The 20,450-nt window shown below is 64.8% G+C and carries 19 protein-coding genes and 1 tRNA gene; 13 read left to right on the top strand and 7 right to left on the bottom strand.

Annotation, left to right across the window (positions count from 1 at the left end; all coding sequences use genetic code 11):
* Positions 1 to 3 precede the first annotated feature (3 nt).
* Entirely contained in the window at positions 4 to 474 is a 471-nt protein-coding gene (folK, locus tag ACOYW6_RS08385) for a 2-amino-4-hydroxy-6-hydroxymethyldihydropteridine diphosphokinase (protein WP_423140877.1), read from the top strand.
* A gap of 37 nt (positions 475 to 511) precedes the next feature.
* A tRNA-Lys gene (locus ACOYW6_RS08380) sits at positions 512 to 587 on the top strand.
* 190 nt (positions 588 to 777) lie between these two features.
* Here the strand turns inward: ACOYW6_RS08380 and ACOYW6_RS08375 are convergent.
* From ACOYW6_RS08375 to ACOYW6_RS08365, 3 genes are read right to left on the bottom strand one after another with little or no spacing between them, the layout of a single operon-like run.
* On the bottom strand, positions 778 to 2,451 hold the full coding sequence (locus ACOYW6_RS08375; RefSeq protein WP_423140876.1) for a recombinase family protein: 1,674 nt from the start codon (positions 2,449 to 2,451) through the stop codon (positions 778 to 780).
* The gene (locus tag ACOYW6_RS08370; protein ID WP_423140875.1) at positions 2,444 to 2,899 is read right to left on the bottom strand and encodes a DUF2924 domain-containing protein; all 456 of its coding nucleotides are present in this window, start codon (positions 2,897 to 2,899) and stop codon (positions 2,444 to 2,446) included. Before ACOYW6_RS08370 ends, ACOYW6_RS08375 begins: the two co-directional genes overlap by 8 nt.
* Positions 2,896 to 3,276: a DUF3489 domain-containing protein gene (locus tag ACOYW6_RS08365; protein ID WP_423140874.1), complete on the bottom strand. Its 381-nt coding sequence runs from the start codon at positions 3,274 to 3,276 to the stop codon at positions 2,896 to 2,898. Before ACOYW6_RS08365 ends, ACOYW6_RS08370 begins: the two co-directional genes overlap by 4 nt.
* Before the next feature lie 89 nt (positions 3,277 to 3,365).
* Between ACOYW6_RS08365 and ACOYW6_RS08360 the strand changes: the two genes are divergently transcribed.
* Complete coding sequence (locus tag ACOYW6_RS08360; protein WP_423140873.1) at positions 3,366 to 3,752, top strand: hypothetical protein; 387 nt, start codon at positions 3,366 to 3,368, stop codon at positions 3,750 to 3,752.
* Between the two features lies 1 nt (position 3,753).
* On the opposite strand, the gene ACOYW6_RS08355 is transcribed toward ACOYW6_RS08360, so the two are convergent.
* A complete protein-coding gene (locus ACOYW6_RS08355; RefSeq protein WP_423140872.1) occupies positions 3,754 to 3,960 on the bottom strand; it encodes a helix-turn-helix domain-containing protein in 207 nt (68 codons plus the stop codon).
* Positions 3,961 to 4,079: 119 nt separating this feature from the next.
* Between ACOYW6_RS08355 and ACOYW6_RS08350 the strand changes: the two genes are divergently transcribed.
* On the top strand, positions 4,080 to 4,934 hold the full coding sequence (locus ACOYW6_RS08350) for a hypothetical protein (protein ID WP_423140871.1): 855 nt from the start codon (positions 4,080 to 4,082) through the stop codon (positions 4,932 to 4,934).
* Between the two features lie 645 nt (positions 4,935 to 5,579).
* Here ACOYW6_RS08350 and ACOYW6_RS08345 read toward each other — a convergent pair.
* The 3 genes from ACOYW6_RS08345 to ACOYW6_RS08335 all read right to left on the bottom strand — a co-directional run bounded on the left by ACOYW6_RS08345 (position 5,580) and on the right by ACOYW6_RS08335 (position 10,182).
* Entirely contained in the window at positions 5,580 to 6,932 is a 1,353-nt protein-coding gene (locus ACOYW6_RS08345) for an MFS transporter (RefSeq protein ID WP_423140870.1), read from the bottom strand.
* A gap of 234 nt (positions 6,933 to 7,166) precedes the next feature.
* On the bottom strand, positions 7,167 to 8,624 hold the full coding sequence (locus ACOYW6_RS08340) for an aldehyde dehydrogenase family protein (protein ID WP_423140869.1): 1,458 nt from the start codon (positions 8,622 to 8,624) through the stop codon (positions 7,167 to 7,169).
* A gap of 118 nt (positions 8,625 to 8,742) precedes the next feature.
* Positions 8,743 to 10,182, bottom strand: coding sequence for an MFS transporter (locus ACOYW6_RS08335; RefSeq protein WP_423140868.1), 1,440 nt, complete (start codon positions 10,180 to 10,182; stop codon positions 8,743 to 8,745).
* A 245-nt stretch (positions 10,183 to 10,427) separates the two neighbouring features.
* Between ACOYW6_RS08335 and ACOYW6_RS08330 the strand changes: the two genes are divergently transcribed.
* The 9 genes from ACOYW6_RS08330 (at position 10,428) to ACOYW6_RS08290 (ending at position 20,393) form a co-directional block, all read left to right on the top strand.
* On the top strand, positions 10,428 to 11,786 hold the full coding sequence (locus ACOYW6_RS08330; RefSeq protein ID WP_423140867.1) for an aromatic ring-hydroxylating oxygenase subunit alpha: 1,359 nt from the start codon (positions 10,428 to 10,430) through the stop codon (positions 11,784 to 11,786).
* Between the two features lie 43 nt (positions 11,787 to 11,829).
* On the top strand, positions 11,830 to 12,321 hold the full coding sequence (locus ACOYW6_RS08325; protein ID WP_423140866.1) for an aromatic-ring-hydroxylating dioxygenase subunit beta: 492 nt from the start codon (positions 11,830 to 11,832) through the stop codon (positions 12,319 to 12,321).
* Positions 12,322 to 12,329: 8 nt separating this feature from the next.
* Positions 12,330 to 13,319 carry an ABC transporter substrate-binding protein gene (locus ACOYW6_RS08320; RefSeq protein WP_423140865.1) on the top strand — a complete coding sequence of 330 codons (990 nt, stop codon included), beginning with the start codon at positions 12,330 to 12,332 and terminating at the stop codon, positions 13,317 to 13,319.
* Positions 13,320 to 13,339: 20 nt separating this feature from the next.
* Positions 13,340 to 14,521, top strand: a complete 1,182-nt coding sequence (locus tag ACOYW6_RS08315) for a Gfo/Idh/MocA family protein (RefSeq protein WP_423143092.1) — start codon at positions 13,340 to 13,342, stop codon at positions 14,519 to 14,521.
* A 14-nt stretch (positions 14,522 to 14,535) separates the two neighbouring features.
* Positions 14,536 to 15,531, top strand: coding sequence for a dihydrodipicolinate synthase family protein (locus ACOYW6_RS08310; RefSeq protein WP_423140864.1), 996 nt, complete (start codon positions 14,536 to 14,538; stop codon positions 15,529 to 15,531).
* Entirely contained in the window at positions 15,528 to 15,974 is a 447-nt protein-coding gene (locus ACOYW6_RS08305; RefSeq protein WP_423140863.1) for a nuclear transport factor 2 family protein, read from the top strand. Before ACOYW6_RS08310 ends, ACOYW6_RS08305 begins: the two co-directional genes overlap by 4 nt.
* Positions 15,975 to 16,063: 89 nt before the next feature.
* Complete coding sequence (locus ACOYW6_RS08300) at positions 16,064 to 16,777, top strand: TetR/AcrR family transcriptional regulator (RefSeq protein WP_423140862.1); 714 nt, start codon at positions 16,064 to 16,066, stop codon at positions 16,775 to 16,777.
* A gap of 229 nt (positions 16,778 to 17,006) precedes the next feature.
* Positions 17,007 to 17,885 (top strand): VOC family protein, encoded by an 879-nt coding sequence (locus tag ACOYW6_RS08295; RefSeq protein ID WP_423140861.1) that lies wholly within the window; start codon positions 17,007 to 17,009, stop codon positions 17,883 to 17,885.
* Positions 17,886 to 18,029: 144 nt separating this feature from the next.
* Positions 18,030 to 20,393: a TonB-dependent receptor gene (locus ACOYW6_RS08290; protein WP_423140860.1), complete on the top strand. Its 2,364-nt coding sequence runs from the start codon at positions 18,030 to 18,032 to the stop codon at positions 20,391 to 20,393.
* The last annotated feature ends 57 nt before the right edge of the window (positions 20,394 to 20,450 follow it).

Raw genomic sequence — 20,450 nt, 5'->3', positions numbered from 1 at the left:
CGGGTGGAGCGCTATCTGATCGCGCTTGGCTCGAACCGACGGCACTGCCGGTTCGGAGCGCCGGCAAAGGTCCTAATCGCCGCGCTCGACGAATTGCGCGGCGCGGGGATCGAGATTGAATCGGTTGCAGCCACGATGTCGAGCGCGCCGATCGGGCCCTCGCGGCGGCGCTATGCCAATTCCGCCGCGATCGTGCGCACCGGCCTGGCGCCGACCGACCTGCTCGACCTGCTCAAGTCGATCGAGACCCGCTTCGGCCGCCGCCGCGGCGGCCAGCGCTGGTCCGCGCGGACACTCGACCTCGACATCGTGCTGTGGGAGCGCGGCGCATGGCATGACCGCAACCTCACCATCCCGCACGTCGCGTTCCGCCAGCGCCGCTTCGTCCTGGGGCCGGCCAGCGCGATCGCGCCGCGCTGGCGCGATCCGATTACCGGCTTGACGCTGCGCCAGCTTTCCGCCCGCGCCGCTTGACCGTGCGCCCAGGCCTGACCTAGGGCTGCGCGCGGTGGGGCCCTTAGCTCAGTCGGTAGAGCAACTGACTTTTAATCAGTAGGTCGCTGGTTCGAACCCAGCAGGGCTCACCACGCAGTCCGGAAAATGTCCGGCGCCCCGAGCAACCGATAACACGGGACCGGAAAGGCGCGGATTTCTGCGCCTTTGGCAGGCCCAATTATGGCGACCGTGTGCCGCAGAGACGGATTGGCGTCCGGCGTCTCGGCGAAATTGACCGAGATTCTCCGCGTCCGAAAATGCGTCCTACAAACCGTTTGAGAGCTAGTTGGCGGCAAACCCCAGCATCGCGCGCTGTTCGGCCCAGCCGAGCGGCAGCGATCCGAGCCGCGCAAGCGTGCGGGCATTGAGTGATGAGGGCTGGCGCCCGTCAACAATCGATCGAACGATATCGGGGTCGAGGTAGGCGAGCCGGGCGGTCCGCTCGAGATGCCGATACTGAGTCTTGCTCAGCTGGCCCAACTCTCCCTCCGTCATGCTGATCAGCTCGCCGCGCGCCGCGACCCCGCGAGCAATCAGTTCAACCAGCCGCATGTCGCGGGGAGTTGTACTCGTTGCTGGAGGATCGAGTCGAAGCCGAAGCTCGTGTCCAAATGACGTGGATGTTGTGGGAATAATAAGCAGGATGGGTGCGTCATGGGATGTCTCGATCTCGGCGAGTTCGAGCAGCGCCCCGGAGGCGATGGTCGCATCCACGCCATTCTTTCTCACGACCACTCGCAAGCACAGCTGGCCCAACAAGTGCCGGGCTTCGCCGACCGGCATGGTGCGGAAACGCTCGGCGAGGTCAGCGCAAAAGTCGACCAATGCAAAAAGCTTCGAAGGCTCCAGATCCCCGCAGTGGCAACGCAGCGATGCGGCATCGCCAAGCAATCTGACGAGGGCGTTTCGGGTGGTCGAGTCCAGCTCGCCCGCTGGCAGACGGAGCGCTGGGTCCTTAGAGCCGTCGCCCGGGTTCGATGCGTAGTAGCTGTAGCGCCGGCCGTGGTTGCGAGTGTGATAGGGTGACATCGGGCGGCCATGGCCGTCGTGTATCATGCCGGCGAGAAGGGCGACGCTACGCCGGGATTTGACAGACGTACGCGGGTTGGTCCGCTCGGCGAGCTTCTTTTGAACAGCGTCGAACAGCTCAGGATCGACGATTGGGGCATGCTGCCCAGGGTACGCTGTGCCGCGGTGAACGGTGAGCCCGAGGTAAATTCGGTTGGAGAGTAGATGGTAAAGCGCGCCGCGGCGGAACGGGGTGCCGCCACGGATCGACCCATCGCGCAGTCGCATCTGCTTACTCACTACGCAGTCGCGGTGCAGCTCTTCCAGCAGGTCAAAGATGTTATTCGCCCGCAAATAGCGTTGCATGATATCGCGAACTCGCGCGGCCTCTTCGGGTACGACGATGAGTTTGCGATCCTCAATACAGTAGCCCAGCGGGACCGGCCCACCCATCCACATGCCTTTGGCTTTGGACGCTGCTACCTTGTCGCGAACACGCTCGGAGATGACCTCCCGCTCAAACTGAGCGAACGAGAGCAGGACATTGAGCGTCAAGCGGCCCATCGAACTGGTGGTGTTGAATGCCTGGGTGACACTGACAAACGAAGCGCCAGCGGTGTCGAGGACCTCAACGATCTTGGCGAAGTCCGCCAAGCTGCGGGTCAAGCGATCGACCTTATAAACGACCACGACATCGACCCGTCCGGCCTTCACGTCAGCCATCAGCTGCTTCAGCCCGGGCCGGTCCATATTGCCGCCTGTGAACCCGCCATCGTCGTAGACATCGGGAAGCAGGGTCCAGCCCTCATGGCGCTGCGATAGGACATAGGCGGCGCAGGCCTCGCGCTGAGCGTCGAGGCTGTTGAATGTCTTCTCGAGGCCCTCTTCGGTGCTCTTGCGAGTATAAACGGCGCAGCGCCGACGCGGCGACGCGGATGGGCTAGCCATCGCGGCCGACAGCCAGCTTGCCGAGGCGCGGGCTATGAAGTCCGAAAAAGCGCGGGCCGGACCACTGCGTCCCGGTTATATGCCGGGCGATCTCGGACAGCGAACGATAGCGGTGGCCGCGGTATTCATAGGCGCCCTCGAGGACGACCACCTGGTGCACTTCCCCGTGCCAGGTCCGAGACAGCCAGGTGCCGGGTTTGACTGGCCCGGCTGCTGCGCCCTCGCGCACCCGTTCATCCTTCCGCGCAAGCTGAGCAAGGCGCTTCAGCTCAGTCTTGGTCAGGCCGCCGCCCAGCGCTTTAAGCTGCACATCGTGCGCCAGGGCCCGGGCCAGAAGGCCCGAGCCGAATGCGGCCGGCGCGCGTGTGCCAGTGCGGCGGTGCCATTCGGCCTTCTTTTGGGCCGCCGACATCGCCCCGATGGCAGCGACGCGCTGTTCGGCTGTCATGACTCAGCCTTTGCAGATCCGCCGCTGGACGACTCCGTATCCTCAGCCTTTGCAGCGATGCGATAGGTCCGCACGTCCTCCACTTTCGTGCTGCTCAGATCGTGGCCCTTCTTCTTCAGCCCCGTCAGCGCGGCTCGCGTCGTGTGCCGCAGCCAGCCGGTGGCCTCCATCATCTGGTCAAGCGTGGCGCCTTCGCTGCGGCTCAGCAAGGCTAGGACCATACAGATTTTCGTAAGGTCCCGCGGCCGCAAAGCATCGGGCGGGGGCGCTCCAGCATCACTGGATTGGTCCGTATGCATGCTATCGAGCTGTTCGGGCTCGCGAGCCATCCGGCGGCGACGTTTTACGCCGGGTTTGGCATTGTTCGAGGCTGGCATGGTGTTGGCTCCTGAGGCGTGAAGCAGCACATCGCTGTTCCACCACTCCAGGCCCGGTCAGGCAGCCATTGCCTCCGGGTAGCCGGAACATGTCGTCCGACTCGCTTGGCGACAATGCTCGATCGCGACGGGAAGTCGAATGGATTGTGCGGCCCGCTGCGAACCCGCTCTCGGACCTTAAAAAGCTGCAGATAGACTTCGCCATGATCTTCCCGCTTCGTGTCCATCGCGAGGTGAAAATGAACGAAGACGAGGACGGGCAACATCGCCGCGAGCGGATATCTGAGGCATTCGGGCTGCTGACCGCCAAGCTGGAAGATGCGGCGACTATCGCGGTCGAGGGTCAGGGACGACACAGCGCCCAACAATTGAGGCGCTATGCCCAGCAGATAGATGAGTTAGCTAGCGAGACTAAGGCATTAGCCGGTCTGCTCGCAGCGCTTATACCCTCCGGCGACCGAGAGCCGGACGAATGAGTCAGCTATCGAGTAGCCGGCCCAGGGTTACACCTAGCGCGACCGCGATCCGCTCGACCACGACGACAGTCGGATTGCGAGCGCCGCGCTCAAGATCGCTGACGTAGGTCCGATGGAGCCCGACCTCGAACGCGAACGCCTCCTGCGAGAGTCCTCGCTCGGTGCGGAGCGCGCGCAGATTATTGGCGAGGCGATGCCGAACGTCCACGCACCGACGCTCGCGGTAATGTAGTCGTCCAGTCTACAGACTATGAGTGACAGAAAGAACTTGATCTAAGCCCGCGGGCAAGCATGGTCCGTCACTGTTAGTCGACAGAAGGACCGGCGATGAAGGAATTTTCTCGTGTGATTGCGTTAGTCGGGATGCTTGCGGCGCCGCTTCATGCAGATGGGCCAGCTCCCGAACCGGCACTATCCCCGGCTGCTCAGGACCAGGTTTGCCAGACCTCCGTGGGTCAGCGCGTGTCACCCATCCAAATAGACCAACTGATCTCCGGCTTAGGTGCGAACACCCAGCCGCGCGGTGAGTTTGAGACGACTGCTCAATATGAGGCCAGACTGAAGGCGGCTGGCGCTGCGGCGCCGGCGTCGGCGTTCGTGTCACTGCCGATCGACACGAAGTACATCACCTATGATGCCGACGTGGGCAGGTTTAAAATCGAATCCTACGCTCTCGACAACAAAAACGCCTCCTGGGACGCCTTTTACGATGGACCAAATCCCCCTTGGCCACGACCGATGGGCAGCCCTGGATTTGTCGATTTCGTCGTACGCTCTGTAGAAACCATCACGGGATCGTATCCCGCGGCTAATGCCTATGGAGCGAAGGTCACCGTCAACAAAGTTAGGCGAGAGACAGTTGGAGTGTTGGAGCGAACCGCTGTCGGCAGTGAGGATCTCTTCCGCGCTGATCGCCCTTGGGTGTCGCACGAGTCAAACGTTGTAGCGGAAGTTGCCGTCGATCCCATGCTGGCGCCAAGCTGGCGCGAAAACATTCGAGCTGCGGCGGTGATCGTGCCCAAACAACCCTACGTTGCGCGAGCAACAAAACAATGGGGCCCGGCGCGTATCGACTTGCCCAAGGAGATAACGGAAGACCTCACCGCCGTAATTGCGGACATCCGCTGCATCGTCCTCATCGACCAGGCAGGAAGGGTTCAGGCGCGCGTACCTACGCGCTGATCTGCTTGAACGGGTTGTCCGGAATAGGCTGCTTTGCGCCCTAATACCGGTCGTTTCGAACCCGCCTAGTTGATCCTAAAAGCTGCCGTCCGTTCAAGCGACGGGGAAATGGTCAGGTTGAGACATAACGGCCGTTCACGATGTTCCAAGCAACCGACTGCTGTTGTCCGAATTGGACGTAAGTGCGGGCGCGCTCGATCTTGGCAAGCTCAGCTATCGATAATCGCAAGGGAGATAGTCGAGGGGCGATCCGCACAGGCAGCGCTTGCATAGCTGTTGCAACAGGCGGTCGAGCGGAGTTTTCCGGCGGCGGCGTACCCCTACCGCGACCAGATCGCGACGACTGCGGCTGATCGACGAACTCGGCTTATCGGACCGATCAAGTCGCTCGAACTTTCCGCCTGCGCCGACCCCAAGCAGGTCCTATCGGCGATGCCCTCTTCTGCTCAGGGGTGGCGCCCCGTAGAAGACAGAGATGGGTACTCGAGTTATCGGGAAATCTCGATTGCTCAATATCCACTCTGCGGAGGGGCCGCTTTTGGACTGATGCCACCCGCCTCGGCGTCACGTCATCTGTCCAAATCGAACCTTCGATCAGCTAAGAGAACGCGAAGGGCAGAGCTTACGCCATCGAATAAGATGGGATCAGAACCCCTTGCGCCTCTCATTGCGTGCCACCAGTACAAAGGCGACCGCGAAGGCCGCGGCGAGCCAGGGCGCGAAGGCGAGGCCAGCATAGACATAGGCGATGTTGGTGCCGCCCGAGAGTACGATGGCGACAACCATCGGCGATAGCACTTGGCCGAAGCGCGCCGAGGAGGTGCACCAGCCGATCCCGGTCGACCGGACGGATACCGGGAACAGGCGCGCGGCCATTGCCTGAGCGCCCGCCGCGCCGGTGCCGATGAAGACGCCGATCAGCGCCGCGTCGATCATAACCAGCGTCAGGCTGGTGCCGGCCGCGCCCAGCGCCGCGACGCACAACCCACCCAGCGCCAGCGCCGGGGCGACGACGCGGAGCGGGCCGAAGCGGTCCACCAGCCAGCCCGCGATCATCATGATGGCCAGGCACCCGATGTTGAACGCCGCCTGGGCCAATGCGGCATGGGAGACGGTGAAACCGTGCTCGGTCAGGATCGTAGGGAACCACACGACCATGATCTTTGTGGTGGCCGAGATGAACAGGTTGACGACGCAGAGCAGCAGCGTGAGCGGCCCCAGGCCATTGCGGAACACCGACCAGAACCCGCCTGCGATCTCTGGCGCAGGCGGTGCGGCATTGTTTGCCGGTTCCGCCAGGCTCGCCTGACCGAGGCCGAGCTGACTCAACAGTCGGTCGAGCGCCCTGGCCCGACCACCCTTGGCGACCAGGTAGCGGATCGATTCGGGCAGCCAGCCGATCAGCAGGATCAGGATGACGAGGCCGATCGACGCCGCGATAAAGAGCACCGCGCGCCAATCGTGCGTCGTCAGGATCGCGGCGGACATGATGCCGCCCAGCGCCGCCCCGGCCGGATAGCCGGCATAGACGATCGACACCATCGTGCCGCGCAGCCGGCTGGGCGCGAACTCCGACGTGAGCGCCAACGCGGAGGAGAACACGCCCGCCAGGCCCAAGCCGGCGAAGAATCGGCTGATTATCAGCAGCTCGAAGGTCGGGACGATCGCGGTGAGCAGCGTGAACACCGTCATCATCGACACGCAAAATATGATGGCCAGCTTGCGGCCGAAGCGGTCGCCGACGACCCCGAACAGGAGCGCGCCGATCGTCGCGCCTATCTGAGTGACCGAGAAGATCGAGCCGAGCGCGGTCTTGTCCAGCCCCAGGTCCCTGCTCATCAGCGGTGCGATGACGCCGATCGACTGGTTGTCGATGCCGTCGAGCATCGTGACCAGGGTACAGAGCACGAAAACGCGGATTTGGATCGCGCGCAGCCCGCCCTCGTCGAGCCGTTGCTGGACGGGACCCGCCGAAGTCATCGTCGCGGTATCAAGCATCTCTCACTCCTTGCGCCGTGTCCGAGGCGCCGGTCTGCCGCTATGGGTGTCACGACGCGTGGACGCGCGGGAGACGATCCCTGCCTCGCTGTGGTGGTTGCGCCATGCGTCCATGCGTTGATCTGCGCAGAATTATGAATGTGCCCATAGATCGCATCTCTTCTTGTTCGGCGGGCGTTCCGGGACGTCATCGCCTACCGCTGCGGGCCGCCGAACCGCCCCCCCGGCCGCGCGTTATTTGCGCACGGCCAGGTTGTAGGCCTTCTGCTCGGTGTAGCTCAGCATCTCCTCAATGCCTTCCTCGCGCCCGGTGCCGCTGTTCTTCATCCCGCCATAGGGCATGGCGGGGTAATGCGGCCCGACGCTGTTTATCCACACATAGCCGGCGCGCACGCGGCGTGCGGCGCTGAAGGCGTCGTCGATGTCGTTGGCATAGATCGACGCGGTCAGGCCCAGGTCGGTCGCGTTGGCGATCGCGATCGCCTGGTCGAGCGTCGACCATTTCATCACCGAGAGGACCGGGCCGAACACCTCCTGCTGCGCGATGCGCATCGATTGCTCGACATCGCCGAACAGCGTCGGCTGCACCCAGAAACCCCTGCGGAACCGCTCCCCCTCCGGCCGGCCGCCGCCGGCGAGCAGCCGGGCGCCGTCCTCGCGCGCGATGGCGATGTGGCGCAGGACCTTGTCATACTGGCCCTTCGAATTGATCGCACCCATCTGGCTTGCGGGATCCATAGGATCCCCCACCCTGATCGCGCGGATACGCTCGACAAGCCCGGCGACGACATCGTCATGGATGGATTCGTGCAGCAACAGCCTGCTGGTCGATCCGCACGACTGGCCCTGCCATGAAAAGTTCATGCCGGCGATCGAGGCGTCGATCACGGTCGCCGGGTCCACGTCGGGGAAGGCGATTAGCGGGTTCTTGCCGCCCAGTTCCAGCGTAACGTGCTTGACCGCGCTCTCCGCCGCCATGCGCTGGATTGCCATGCCGGTCTCGACCGATCCGATGAACGCGATCCGCTTGACGCCGGGATGGCGCACCAGCGGCGCGCCCGCGCCCGCGCCGGTGCCGGTGACGATGTTAAATACGCCGGGGGGCAGCGCCTCGCGCGCGATCTCCGACAGGATTAGCGCGGAGAGCGAGCTCGTCTCGGGCGGCTTCACTACCACCGAATTGCCGGCCATCAGCGCGGCTGCGGTGCGCGCGGTGGCGAACATCACCGGATGGTTGAACGGTACGATCCGCGCGACCACGCCGTAAGGCTCGCGGGTGGTGAAGTGCAGGTTGCCCGGCGTCGCCGGGATCGTATCACCCTTCAGCTCATAGGCAAGGCCGGCATAATAGTTCATCCCCGCCACGCCGGTACGCACGTCGCCGCGCATCGGCGCGATCGTATTACCGGTGTCGCGGACCTCCACCTCCAGCAGTTCGTCGGCGCGCGCCAGCATCTTCTCGCCGAATGCGCGGAGCGCCTCGGCGCGGGCGGCGACGCCGATCCCGTTCCACGCCTCCCACGCACGATCCGCCGCCTCCACCGCGCGGGCCACGTCGCGCGCATCGCCGGCGGGAATGCACCCGATCACCTCCTCGGTCGCGGGATCGACCGAGTCGATCCATTGGCCGCTCTCGCTGGCCACCAGATCGCCGCCGATCAACATGTGCGACGCGCTCGTCACCCGGCTCATTTTTCGTCTCTCCCGTATTCTGGGGCGTGCCAACGCCCGCAGATTAATGGACGTGTTCATTTCTATAGCGCTAGCCGGCTGCGTCAACCTGTCCGAATGATGCCGGCGGAATTTGCCGTCAGCCGCGGCGGTTTTCGCGGCGGCGGAAAAGCGGGATTGCGCCGCTAGACAGCCCGACCGCCGCGGCCAGCGCCGCCAAGCCGGCGGCGACCGCGAACGTGGTTTTCAGCCCGTGCGCTGCGGCGAGCGCGTCCGGGAATTGCCCAGCCATGGTGTGCGCGGTGGCCGAAAAGATCGACGCCATTACCGATGCGCCGGTGACCAGTCCGATATTGCGCGACAGATTCATAAGTCCGGCGAAGGTGCCGCGCGTCGCAGGCGAGGATTTCGCCATCACCGCGGCATTGTTTGCGATCTGAAACACGCCATAGCCACCCATCACCACGATCAGCGAGCCGATGAAGCGCGGCAGGCCGACGATCCCCTCGCCGACGGCCAGCCCCGCCGCTCCCGCCGCCATGATCGCCAGCCCGGCAATGCTCATCGGGACGATGCCGAGCCGGTCGACCAGCCGCCCGATCGGTACGCCCCCGACCGCCGAGGTGACCGGCCCGACCGAAAGCGCCAGCCCCGCCTGGGCGGGTGTCATCTTCAGCCCGTCGACCAGGTAGAACGGGCCGACGACCAGCGTAGCCATGATGACCGTCGATCCGATCACGCTCATGCCCAGATTGCCGCACAGGGACGGATCGCGGAGCATCTCCAGCCGCAGCAGCGGATCGGCGGCGCGGCGCTCGACCAGCACGAACCCCGCCGCGCCCGCCATGGCGAGCGCCAGCGCGACCAGATTTCCAGCGGCGAAGCGGCCGCTCTCGGGCGTGGCCGCGTAGCAATAGGCGCACAGCGCGACGATGAGCATGACGGTGCCGACCCAGTCCGGCCGCCACGGCGCCGCCGTGGCGTGGCGCCTTCGCGGCACCGTGCGATGGACCATCCAGGCGATCGCTATGCAGATCGGCACGTTGACGAGGAACAGCGCCCGCCAGCCGAAGCCTGCGATCAGCAGCCCGCCCAACGACGGGCCGGCGGCGGTCCCCAGGCCGGACATCGCGCCCAGCAGGCCCAGCGCGCCGCCGAGCCGCGCCGGCGACACCGTGTCGCAGACGAGCGCGATCGCCAGCACCAGCATGATCGCGCCGCCCATGCCCTGCAACGTCCGCGCGGCGATCAGGAACCAGAAGCTCGACGCCGCGCCAGCGCCGATCGAGGCCAAGCCGAACAGCAACAGCCCGGCGAGCAGCAACCGCTGTCGGCTCACGCTGTCCGCGAGCCGGCCGGCATTGACGATCAGGCTGATGACCGCCAGGAAATAGGCAAGCACGATCCACTGCGCCTGTGGAAAGCTAATCCGGAACGCGCTCGACAGCGTCGGCAGGCCGACGTTCGAGACGCTGCCGCCCAGCGAGGACAAGAAGATCGTCGCTGCCAGGCTGGCGACCGTGCCACGCGAAGATTTCGCCAGCCCATTGCCGGCGCCGATGCAGTCGTCGTCGCTCAAATCCGGTCCTCGTCCCATGGCGCCGTCATCCTCGTTCGCGCCCCGAATCCACGTCCGCGATCGCCGCGGATGCCTGAATGGGTTCGAAAGCCGGGCCATCCTCTCGCATATCCGCCTTGACATCGGCCAATTTAATGGACATGTCCATTTAGAAGTGAGGCGGCTAGGCTGTCGGCTGAGGTCGGCTCTGTGACGCGTCCATTTATGACACGCCCGGCGTCAAGGCCGTCGATGGAGAGGACAGTGTGACCGAGCAAGCCTTAGCCGTTCCCGCTTCGATCGAAGACATGGTGGACGATCTGCGCCAGGGACTGCTGCCTGCGGCGGTCTTCCATGATCGCGACGTTTATGACCTCGAGCTGCGGCGCATCTTCGCGAAATCCTGGGTCTATATCGGACACGAGACCGAAATTCCCGAGCGCGGCGATTTCGTCACCCGCAACATCGGCGAGGACCCCTTCATCCTGATCCGCGACGACAAGGACGAGTTGCGCGTGCTGCTCAACGCCTGCCGCCACCGCGGCGCGCAGGTGTGCCGGGTGCAGGCCGGCAATACTAAGGGCTTCGTCTGCCCCTTCCATGGCTGGGCGTATCGCAACAGCGGGGAGCTGATCGGCGTGCCGGTGCGCGCCCAAGGCTATGGCGCGCTCGACCTCAAGGAGTGGGGCCTCTTCGCCGCCCCTCATGTGGTCAATTACATGGGGCTGATCTTCGCCAATCTCGATCCGGACGCGGTACCATTCGAGGAATATCTTGGCGACTATAAATGGTATTTCGACATCCAGTTCGCCCTGTCTGAGGGCGGGATGGAAGTGCTGGGCGAGCCGCACCGCTGGCTGGTCGATGCCAACTGGAAGCAGGGCGCGGAGAATTTCTGCGGCGACAGCTCGCACACGCAGATGACCCACCGTTCCGTGCTGGACGCGGGCATCATCGAAAGCGCCGCCGCCGGGGCACCCAAGGAGGGAACCGGTCTCCACATCCACGATTGCAGCGGCCACGCGATCAGCATTCGCCAGCTTCCCGGCGAAGCGCCCTTCATCTCCTATCCGGAGGAAGTGACCCGCCATTTCCATCCCGGCGTGCTCAACCAGGACCAGTTCGATCTGGCCAAGCGCTCGCTGCTCCAGAACGGTACTCTGTTCCCCAATTTCTCGTTCCTCCATATCGGCCTGAGCGACAGCCCGGAAAAGCCGCAGGCGGGATTCCTCACGTTGCGCGTCTGGCAGCCCAAGGGGCCGGGCCAGATGGAGATCTGGAATTGGGTGCTGGCGCCGAAGGAGGCATCCGCCGACTATAAGCGCCGCGCCTATCAGGTGGGGATGAGCAGCTTCAGCCCCTCGGGCAGCTTCGAGCAGGACGATGTCGCGGTGTGGCCGGGCGTCACCCGCACGGCCGGCACCGTCTTCGCCGAGCTGAACAAGGTGCGCTTCAACTATCAGATGGGATTGGGGGACATGAGCAGCAGCAAGCCGCTGACCGACTGGGTGGGCCCGGGCGTCGCCAACTCGACCAATGCGGGCGAGGGCGGCCTGCGCACCTTCCACAAGACCTGGTACGAGCGCATCACCAACACCACGGTCGAGATCGGCGACCATGACTGACGCGGCGATCCTTTCCGCCGGTTCCGCGTCGGGCGGTATCGACATGCAGCGCGCCTGCGAGGAGTTTCTGAAGCAGGAGGCCGAATATCTCGACGATCGCCGCTTCGCCGAATGGTTCGATCTGCTCGATCTCGCGATCGATTATGAAGCGCCGGTGCGCACCGCGCGTGAGAATTGGGACGGCACGGGGATCAGCGGCACCGCCTTTTATCTGAAGGAGGATTATGCGTCGATCGGGATGCGCGTGAAGCGGCTTCGCTCGCGCTATGCCTGGTCCGAAAGCCCGGCGACGCGGACGCGGCGCATGGTCTCCAATATTCGCGTCGCACCGCACGGCGGCGACGCAGCGCTTGTGACGGTGCGCAACAACCTGGTGGTGTTCTGCCACCGGGGCGATATGTCCCACCCGCAGATCCTCACGGCCGAGCGGTTCGACACGCTTCGGATCGGCCAGGGCGGATCCCGGCTCGTCAAGCGCACCGCTATCCTCGATGCCGCGGTGCTCGGCCTCGAATCGCTCTCGATCTTTCTCTGAGGCGGCGCGTGGGACGGCTCTCGCTCAGCTATGCGGGCCACCTCTCGGACCGCGTCCGCGATCTCTACCACGGCACCGTGGTGCCCGAGGGGATCGACCTGCACTTCCTGCCGATGTCGCCGGTGCAGGCGTTCAACCGCGTGCTGCGAGGCGAGTTCGCCTGCGGCGAGATGTCGTTCTCGACCTATATCCTACGCGTCGCGCGGGGCGACGCGCCGTTCGTTGCGATCCCGGTGTTTCCGTCACGCACGTTCCGCCACGGCGCGATCTACGTCAACGCAGCCGCCGGCATCGCCGCGCCTGTCGATCTGAAAGGGCGGCGCGTGGGCGTCCCCGAATATTCGATGACCGCCGCCGTCTGGGCGCGCGCCGTGCTGATGCACGAATATGGGGTCCAGCCGGGCGACATCCATTGGGTGACCGGCGGCCTCAAGGCCGCGGGTCGCCGCCCGCTGACCGAGGTACGGATCGACGGCGTGACGATTGAGCATGAGGAGCAGCGCGCGCTGAACGACATGCTCGCGGATAGCGCGATCGACGCGCTGATCGCACCGCAGGTGCCGCCGGCGCTGCTCGCCGGGGATCCGCGGATCGGCTATCTCTTCCCCGACGTGGCCAGCGTCGAGCGCGCTTATTTCACGAAAACCCGCATCTTTCCGATCATGCACACCGTCGTGATCCGCCGTGACGTGTGGGAACGCGATCCCTGGGTCGCGGTCAGCCTCCAGGAGGCGTTCGAGCAGAGCAAGGCGAACTGCCTGGCCGACCTGACGATCGACGAACCGCTGCCGATATCGCTGCCTTGGATCGGCCAGTATGTCCGCTCGATCCGCGACACCTTCGGCGACGATTTCTGGCCCTATGGCGTCGAGCCGAACCGGCCGACGATCGAGGCGTTGTGCGGCTTCCTCCACGAACAGGGGCTGGCCCCGCGCCGCGTCGCCGTGGAAGAACTGTTCGCGGTCGATGTCCATGCCAGCGCCGGAATCCGCCTGTGACCGATCGGGCGTTGCCGGCGATGCGGCTGGGGATCATCGGCTTGGGCGGTGCCGCCAGGCAGATGGTGCCGAGCTTTCTCAGCCACCCGCACGTGACGATCAGTGCTGCCGCGGACCCCCGCGAGGAGGCGAGGCGCGCCTTCGCCGCCGAGTTCGGCGCGCGCACCTATGCCACGGCCGAGGCGCTGTGCGGCGATCCGGCGGTGGACGTGGTCTATATCGCCACGCCCCATCAGATGCACCGCGATCACGCCGCGCTGGCGGCGCGGGCCGGCAAGCACATCATCATCGAAAAGCCGATGGCGCTGACGCTGGAGGAATGCGGCGACATCATCGCCATCGCCGAGGTGAACGGCGTTCACCTGCTGGTCGGCCACACCCACGGCTTCGACGCGCCCATTCTCAAGATGCGGGCGCTGATCCGCGACGGCGTGATCGGCCCGGTCTCGATGATTAATTCGTGGAACTACGGCAACTTCCTCTACCGTCCGCGCCGCCCCGAGGAGCTGCGCACCGATGCGGGCGGCGGCATCATCTACAACCAGGTTCCCCATCAGGTCGATGTTGTGCGCCTGCTCGGCGGCGGCATGGTGCGCAGCGTGCGCTCGATGGCGTGGACGCTCGATCCCGCCCGGCCGACCGAGGGCGCGCATGTCACGTTTTTGCAGTTCGAGAACGGCAGCGCCGCGTCGCTCGTCTACAGCGGCTATGATTATTTCGACACCGACGAATTTCATTACTGGATCGGCGAGCTGGGCGAGCCCAAACGGCCCGATCGCCACGCAGCCTCGCGCATCGCGCTGGACGCGATTGGCGGCACCGGACCGGAGGTCGCGGCCAAGGCGGCGGGCGGCTTCGGGGGCGACCGACGTTTGGCGGTTCCTCCCAGCAACGAATGGAACCACCCCCATTTCGGCGTGACGATCGTCAGTGGGCCAGACGGCGATCTACGCCAGTCGGCGCGTGGCATCACCCATTACGGCCGGAACGGCGCGGTCGAGCATCCGCTCGCGCCGCCGCGCGTGTTCCCGGACAAGAGCGGCGTCATCGACGAGATGTATGATGCTTTTGCCGGGCTGCGTCCGATCCTGCACGACGGCGCATGGGGGCGGGCAACCATGGAAGTCAGCGAGGCGATCCTGCGATCGGCGCGCGAAGGGCGCGAGATCGGCATGTCGCACCAAGTACCGGTCAGGGATTGAGGAGTGAAGTCTTGATGCAGGCGAAGGATTTCAACGGACTCTACGCGATCATCCCGACGCCATCGCGCGCGGGCGCGCAGGCGATCGACGCCACCGACACGGTGGCGCTCGACGAGACCGAGCGGCTGGTCCGCGCACTGATCGACGACGGGGCCAACGGCCTGATCGTGCTGGGCACCACCGGCGAATGCGCGACGATCTCGAACGAGGATTATCGCAGCTTCGTCGCCACCGTCGCCGATACCGTCGGCAAGCGCATCCCGCTGTTCGTCGGGGCGACCGCGATGGGCGGTCACGAAGCCTATAAGCGGCTCGCCTTCGCGCGCGACCAGGGCGCGGACGGCACGCTGCTCGGCCTGCCGATGTGGCAGCCCTGCACGGTCGACATGGCCGTTCGCTTCTATGCCGAGGTCGGGCAGGCGTTTCCCGATCTAGCGGTGATGGTCTATGCCAACGCGCGCGCCTTCCGCTTCTCCTTCCCCACCGATTTCTGGGCGCGGATCGCCAAGGAGGCGCCGACAGTCACGTCGGCGAAATCGTCGCAGCCGACCAACCTTGCCGAGAACATAGCCGCGACCGGCGGCAGGATCCATTTCATGCCGAGCGACATGGTCGCGGCCAAATTCCAAGCAATTTCCCCGGCCACCACCAGGTCCTGCTGGGCGACCGCGGCCGGCATGGGGCCCGAGCCGGCGCGCGCGCTGATCGACGCGATCCTGGCGGGCGACGCCGAGCGGACGGCATATCTCGACGAGCGTATCGCCTGGAGCAACGCGCCGCTTGCCCCCATGCTCGGCAATCCCGAGCTGTTCGCCAGCTACAACACCCAGATGGAAAAGACGCGCATGGCACAGGCGGGCTATTGCGATCCCGGCCCGATCCGCCCGCCTTATGACGTGTTTCCCGCCGATTACGTCGAAGCATCGCGCGAGGCGGGGCGCCGCTGGTGCCAGCTCAGGGACGAATTGTCTGGCGATCATGCCGCCGCGCCGGCGGAGGCGGTATCGTGACGATCGGGGTCCCCATCAAGGATGCGGCGCTGCGCGCCGAGCTCGAGGCGCTGATCGTCGAGCATGCTTATCGCCTCGACATGAACTGCTCGGAGGATCTGGCCGAGCTCTACACGCTGGACGGCCGCTTTCTGGCGCCCAATTTCGCCTGCGAAGGGCCGGATGCGATCAACGCCTATGGCCGCGACCGCGCGGCGGCGAAGAATCGCCGAGTCCGTCACGTCTGCACCAATTTCCGCTTCTGGGAGGACGGCCCCAATCAGGCGCGCGGCCTCTGCTTCATCCTGCTGTTCCGATCGACCGGACCGGAGCTGTCGCCCGCCGAACCCATCGCTCTGGCGGATGCGCATGATATCTATCGGCGCGGCGCGGACGGGGTGTGGCGGATCCACGAACGCCGCGTCGTGCTGTCGTTCGAGTCCGCGGCTCACAAGACCAATTGACCGGGAGGCCCGAACCGAACTTTCCCATGGTCAAACCCGCAGAAAAGATGTGATATGAGTGCTTCATATGGAATGAAGGAGCACGACTCTTGCGGGTTCGGGAGCGTAACAAGGCGGAAAAGCGCGAGCGGATCCGGCTCGCCGCGCTAAAGCTCTTTTCCGAGCACGGCTACGACGCCACCACGCTGCGCGACGTCGCGCGCGAGGCGCATGTCGCGTTGGGCACGCTGTCGCTCTACGCGGCCGACAAGCGCGATCTTACCCTGCTGGTCTTCAACGAGGTCACGGTCAGCACGATGGAGATCGGGATCGATATGACGCGGTCGCGCGATGTGCCGCTCGAAGACCGGATCCTCGCCTTCTTCACTCCCTTCTATCGCGATTGGGCCAGCAACCCGCGGCTCGCCCGCATCTTCCTCCAGATCAACTATTACACCGGCGGGATGCATGGCGAGGAATATACGCGCACTCGCCGCGCCATCGCCCGGCAGCTCGAGTTCATCGTCGAAGATGCGATCAACCGCGGGGAAATCCGGCCCCCGGAGACCACCGATGTCGTGGCCCAGCATTTCTTTTTGATCTTTTCGGCGACCGCGCGCTGGTGGATCGGCGGCGACGACCCCGTTGCCGAAGAAGGTATCGACTATCTGCGCCGCCTGATCCGGCTCCAGATTGTCGGCCTGTCGCCGCGCCCCGCGCGTGCCCTCGTGTCGTCGCGGAGCGCCGCTGAGCGCACGAACGCCAGTGCCGGCCCGGCGCCATCGCCGCGAAAGCGCACACCGGTGGGTGCGCGGCAAAGCTAGCGCCGTTCGTCGCCGCCTCTCATTGGAGAAATATGCCTCTCTATGCCCCTCAAAAGATGAACATATCCATTTTTGAGCGTATGAAAACTGGACATGTACCTGTAATTCGATTAAGGCGCGGCATACGCAGCCCGTCGCAATGCACAGAGGTGATCGCGGCGTGGCCTAGTTCGCCGCGTGCCGGTCCGCCGGAACGCGGCGGGTATAGAGAGCATCCGGGAGAGGCGGCATGGCGGCGCAGGAGCGTGAACGGCGCATTCAGGGAATCCACCGCTTGGCGCTCCGCGTGCCCGATCTGCCCGCCGCGCAACGCTTCTATCGCGATGTCTGGCTGCTGAGCGATCAGGGGCGCGACGGCGCATTCGAAGCCTTTCGCAGTTCGGCGGAGGACCATGACGACGTGCTGCTCGTCGAGGGCCCTTCGCAGATCGCGCATCTTGCGTTCGCCGTGGCCTCGCCCGACGATCTGGATGCGATCACCTCGCGCCTCGAAGCGGCGGGATTTTCGTTCAAGCGCATCGCGGATGAAGCGATGTTCCGTGCCGATGCGGCCGCCGCCGTGGCCCTGGACCCGGATGGCCGCGAAGTCTGGCTCGTCGTGCCGCGGCCGGGGACCGTCACCGCAGTCGACGCCCTCCCCCTCGCCCCGCATCGCATCGGGCACATCGTCCTGTGGACGCCCGCGCAGGAAGCGGCCGAGCGCTTCTACACACTCCTCGGCTTCGCAATCACCGATCGCACCAATGCCGGAATGTCGTTCTTGCGCTGCAATGCCGATCACCATTCGCTTGCGCTGATGAAGAGCACCAAGGGGAAGACCGGTCTCCAGCACATCGCCTTCGACGTGGGGTCGCTCGACAACGTCATGCGCAATTTCGCCCGGCTGCGCGGGCTGGAGGTCGAGTGCGCATGGGGCGTGGGGCGCCATGGCCCCGGGAACAACGTGTTCAGCTATTATACCGATCCCGCCGGCAACTATATCGAATATTACGGCGAGATGGAGCTGTTCGACGCCGACGCGCCGGTCGAGACACGGATCTGGGGGCCGGAGCACAAGGGAGACGTCTGGGGGCTCGCCGGCGTTCCGCCGCTCGGCTTCCGGGAATAAGCGCGGCACGGCTCGCAAACCCGCCCGCTGACTATCTCCCATTAATGGTTCCACCGTCGGTTGGCTGTCACGACCAGGGTAGGGGCGTGCCTATCATGTCTGAGGGCAGCGCGGACAAGGTTCAGCCTAGCTCCTCAACGACACTTGGGGGCGACAGGCAGCCCTCGGCATAGGACCAGTTCCAGCGGCATTCCAAGAAATCGCCTCTCTTTCTTTATGGACACGTCCGTTTTCTGTATATATGGACATGTTCACAATAGTGAGAAAATATCGTTGGGAGGTGATATGAAGGCGTTGATGTCCGTCGCGGTCCTGTGCGGGTCGATCAGCATGCCCGCGATGGCGCAAACGGTGCCACCCGTTGCCGATCCATCGGCAAGCCCCGCCACCTCGGCCACCGAAACCGGGGATCCGGCCGCGCCCGCCGCTGCCGCTCAAACGAATGAGGGCGGCATCGCCGACATCGTGGTGACCGCGACTCGCCGCGAAGAACGTCTCCAGAAGATTCCGGTCACGGTCACCGCGGTTTCGGGCGAGGCGCTCCAGGCGAGCGGCGTGCTCGACACCCGCCAGCTCACCCAGGTCGTCCCTGGCCTGGTCGGAAGCCGCAACGCCGGCGTGAACCAACCCGTCATTCGCGGCGTCGGCAGCGGCGGTGTGGTCGGCGATGAGTCGAGTATCGCCACCTATATCGACGGCGTTTACCAGCCCGATCCATGGACCACCAACCTCGACCTGGTCGAAATCCAGCGCGTCGAGGTGCTCCGCGGACCTCAGGGCACGCTGTTCGGCCGCAATGCCACCGGTGGCCTTATCAACATCATCACGCCCGATCCCAGCTTCGACTTCCACGGCCATGTCGCGGCCATGGCGGGCGTGCTGCGCGGTGCAGGCGATTATGATCTGCGCGGCTATGTGACCGGCGGCCTTTCCGACAAGTTCGCGATCGACTTTGCCGGCCTCTACAAGCGGACCGACGATTATGTCACCGATCTGGTGAGCGGCGACCGGGGTTACGGCGAGGACACCTATTTCTCGCTGCGCAGCAAGCTGCTGTTCCGCCCGAGCGACAGCGCGCAGTTCGTGCTCACGGGCGATTACGCCAAGCGCGACGGCGGCTCCAACGTCAACCAGATCTACCAGAACAACACGGTCGCCCGCTCCTATCCGGGCGTGATCCTGCCGACCGGCCCGTGGCAGGCGGCCTACAATTACGCGCCCGAGCTCAACATGGAGCGGTTCGGCATCACGCTGCAATCGCGCTTCGATCTCGGCCCGGTCGGGATCGAGACAGCCACCTCCTATCAGAATGGCGAGATCTACCAGCAGCAGGACCGCGATTCGTCCAATATCAACCTCGGCCTCGGCCAGGTGAACACGCGCCAGCGCAGCTTCAGCCAGGAAGCCCGCGTCCTGTCGCGCAATTCCGGTCCGCTGCAATGGCTGGCCGGCGCCTATTTCTACACCAGCCATCTCGACGGCGTTGTGCCGACCACGACACCGTCGCGGGTGCCGCCGCCGACGCTACCCACGCTGACGACCACCACCACGTCGCCCGACGTGCGCGTCTCGTCGCTCGCCGGCTTCGTGGAGGGCACCTATGCGCTCACCAGCACATTGTTCCTCACCGCGGGCGGGCGTTACACGACCGAAGTACGCAAGTTCGAGCAGGCGTCGAACGGCGTTCCCCTGTTCCCGCAGCAGCGCACCCGCTTCGAAAAATTCACCTATCGCGGTGCGTTGCGCTGGCAGTTCGATCCCCGCGCCAACATCTATGTAAACTACGGCACCGGCTTCAAAAGCGGGGTGTACAACGGCGTCGGCACCTCGCCCGTGCCCACCCGGCCGGAAAACCTCACCTCGATCGAGGGCGGCATCAAGGCGGATCCGGCGCGCTGGCTGCGCACCAACCTGTCGGTCTTCCACTACGACTATAAAGACCTTCAGGTCAGCGCCCGCGATCCGATTACCAACCTCGTGCTCCTACAGAACGCGGCGAATGCCCAGATCTATGGCGGCGAACTCGAACTCACTGTGATGCCGACACGCGATCTTAACCTGACCGGCAAGTTCTCCTACCTCCACGGCGAATATCAGAAATTCCTCTTCGCCCAGGGGTTCACCCCCAATGCCAACAGCAACGGCAATACCGCGGTGATCGTCGACGTGTCGGGCAACCGCATCGTCCAGGCGCCGCGAACGGCGATCAATCTCGCGGCCGACTGGTCGCACGAATATCAGCCGGGCCGTTTCGGCGCGCGGCTGAACTTCTATCACAGTGACCGGATCTATTACGATTTCACCAACAACTTTTCGCAGAAGCCGTATTCGCTGTTTAACGGCGAGGTGTCGTTCACGCCTACCGACGACAGCTTCCGCTTCAGCGTGGCGGTGACCAACATCGCCAACGCGGTCGTCTACCAATCCCTGCGCGTCAGCACGAGCGGCACCGACGGCATCCTCGAAAAGCCGCGCGAGGTAAAAGCAACGCTCCGCGTCAACTTCTGACGGTGCTTCCGGAGTGCATCTCGAATGGTCCCCGGCAGGGCGGCGGCGCTACACCGA

The organism is Parablastomonas sp. CN1-191 (genome assembly GCF_049354825.1).
Taxonomy (GTDB): domain Bacteria; phylum Pseudomonadota; class Alphaproteobacteria; order Sphingomonadales; family Sphingomonadaceae; genus Novosphingobium.
Note: the sequence above shows the minus strand (reverse complement) of the source record. Positions and strands in the feature narration are given on the sequence as shown.

Excerpts from the sequence above, each read along its gene's own strand:
- ACOYW6_RS08350 (WP_423140871.1), top strand. The coding sequence starts at position 4,080 with ATGAAGGAATTTTCTCGTGTGATTGCGTTAGTCGGGATGCTTGCGGCG.
- ACOYW6_RS08295 (WP_423140861.1), top strand. The coding sequence starts at position 17,007 with ATGGCGGCGCAGGAGCGTGAACGGCGCATTCAGGGAATCCACCGCTTG.
- ACOYW6_RS08375 (WP_423140876.1), bottom strand. The coding sequence starts at position 2,451 with ATGGCTAGCCCATCCGCGTCGCCGCGTCGGCGCTGCGCCGTTTATACT.
- ACOYW6_RS08345 (WP_423140870.1), bottom strand. The coding sequence starts at position 6,932 with ATGCTTGATACCGCGACGATGACTTCGGCGGGTCCCGTCCAGCAACGG.
- ACOYW6_RS08365 (WP_423140874.1), bottom strand. The coding sequence starts at position 3,276 with ATGCCAGCCTCGAACAATGCCAAACCCGGCGTAAAACGTCGCCGCCGG.
- ACOYW6_RS08315 (WP_423143092.1), top strand. The coding sequence starts at position 13,340 with ATGCGGCTGGGGATCATCGGCTTGGGCGGTGCCGCCAGGCAGATGGTG.
- ACOYW6_RS08360 (WP_423140873.1), top strand. The coding sequence starts at position 3,366 with ATGTCGTCCGACTCGCTTGGCGACAATGCTCGATCGCGACGGGAAGTC.
- ACOYW6_RS08370 (WP_423140875.1), bottom strand. The coding sequence starts at position 2,899 with ATGACAGCCGAACAGCGCGTCGCTGCCATCGGGGCGATGTCGGCGGCC.
- ACOYW6_RS08340 (WP_423140869.1), bottom strand. The coding sequence starts at position 8,624 with ATGAGCCGGGTGACGAGCGCGTCGCACATGTTGATCGGCGGCGATCTG.
- ACOYW6_RS08310 (WP_423140864.1), top strand. The coding sequence starts at position 14,536 with ATGCAGGCGAAGGATTTCAACGGACTCTACGCGATCATCCCGACGCCA.
- ACOYW6_RS08325 (WP_423140866.1), top strand. The coding sequence starts at position 11,830 with ATGCAGCGCGCCTGCGAGGAGTTTCTGAAGCAGGAGGCCGAATATCTC.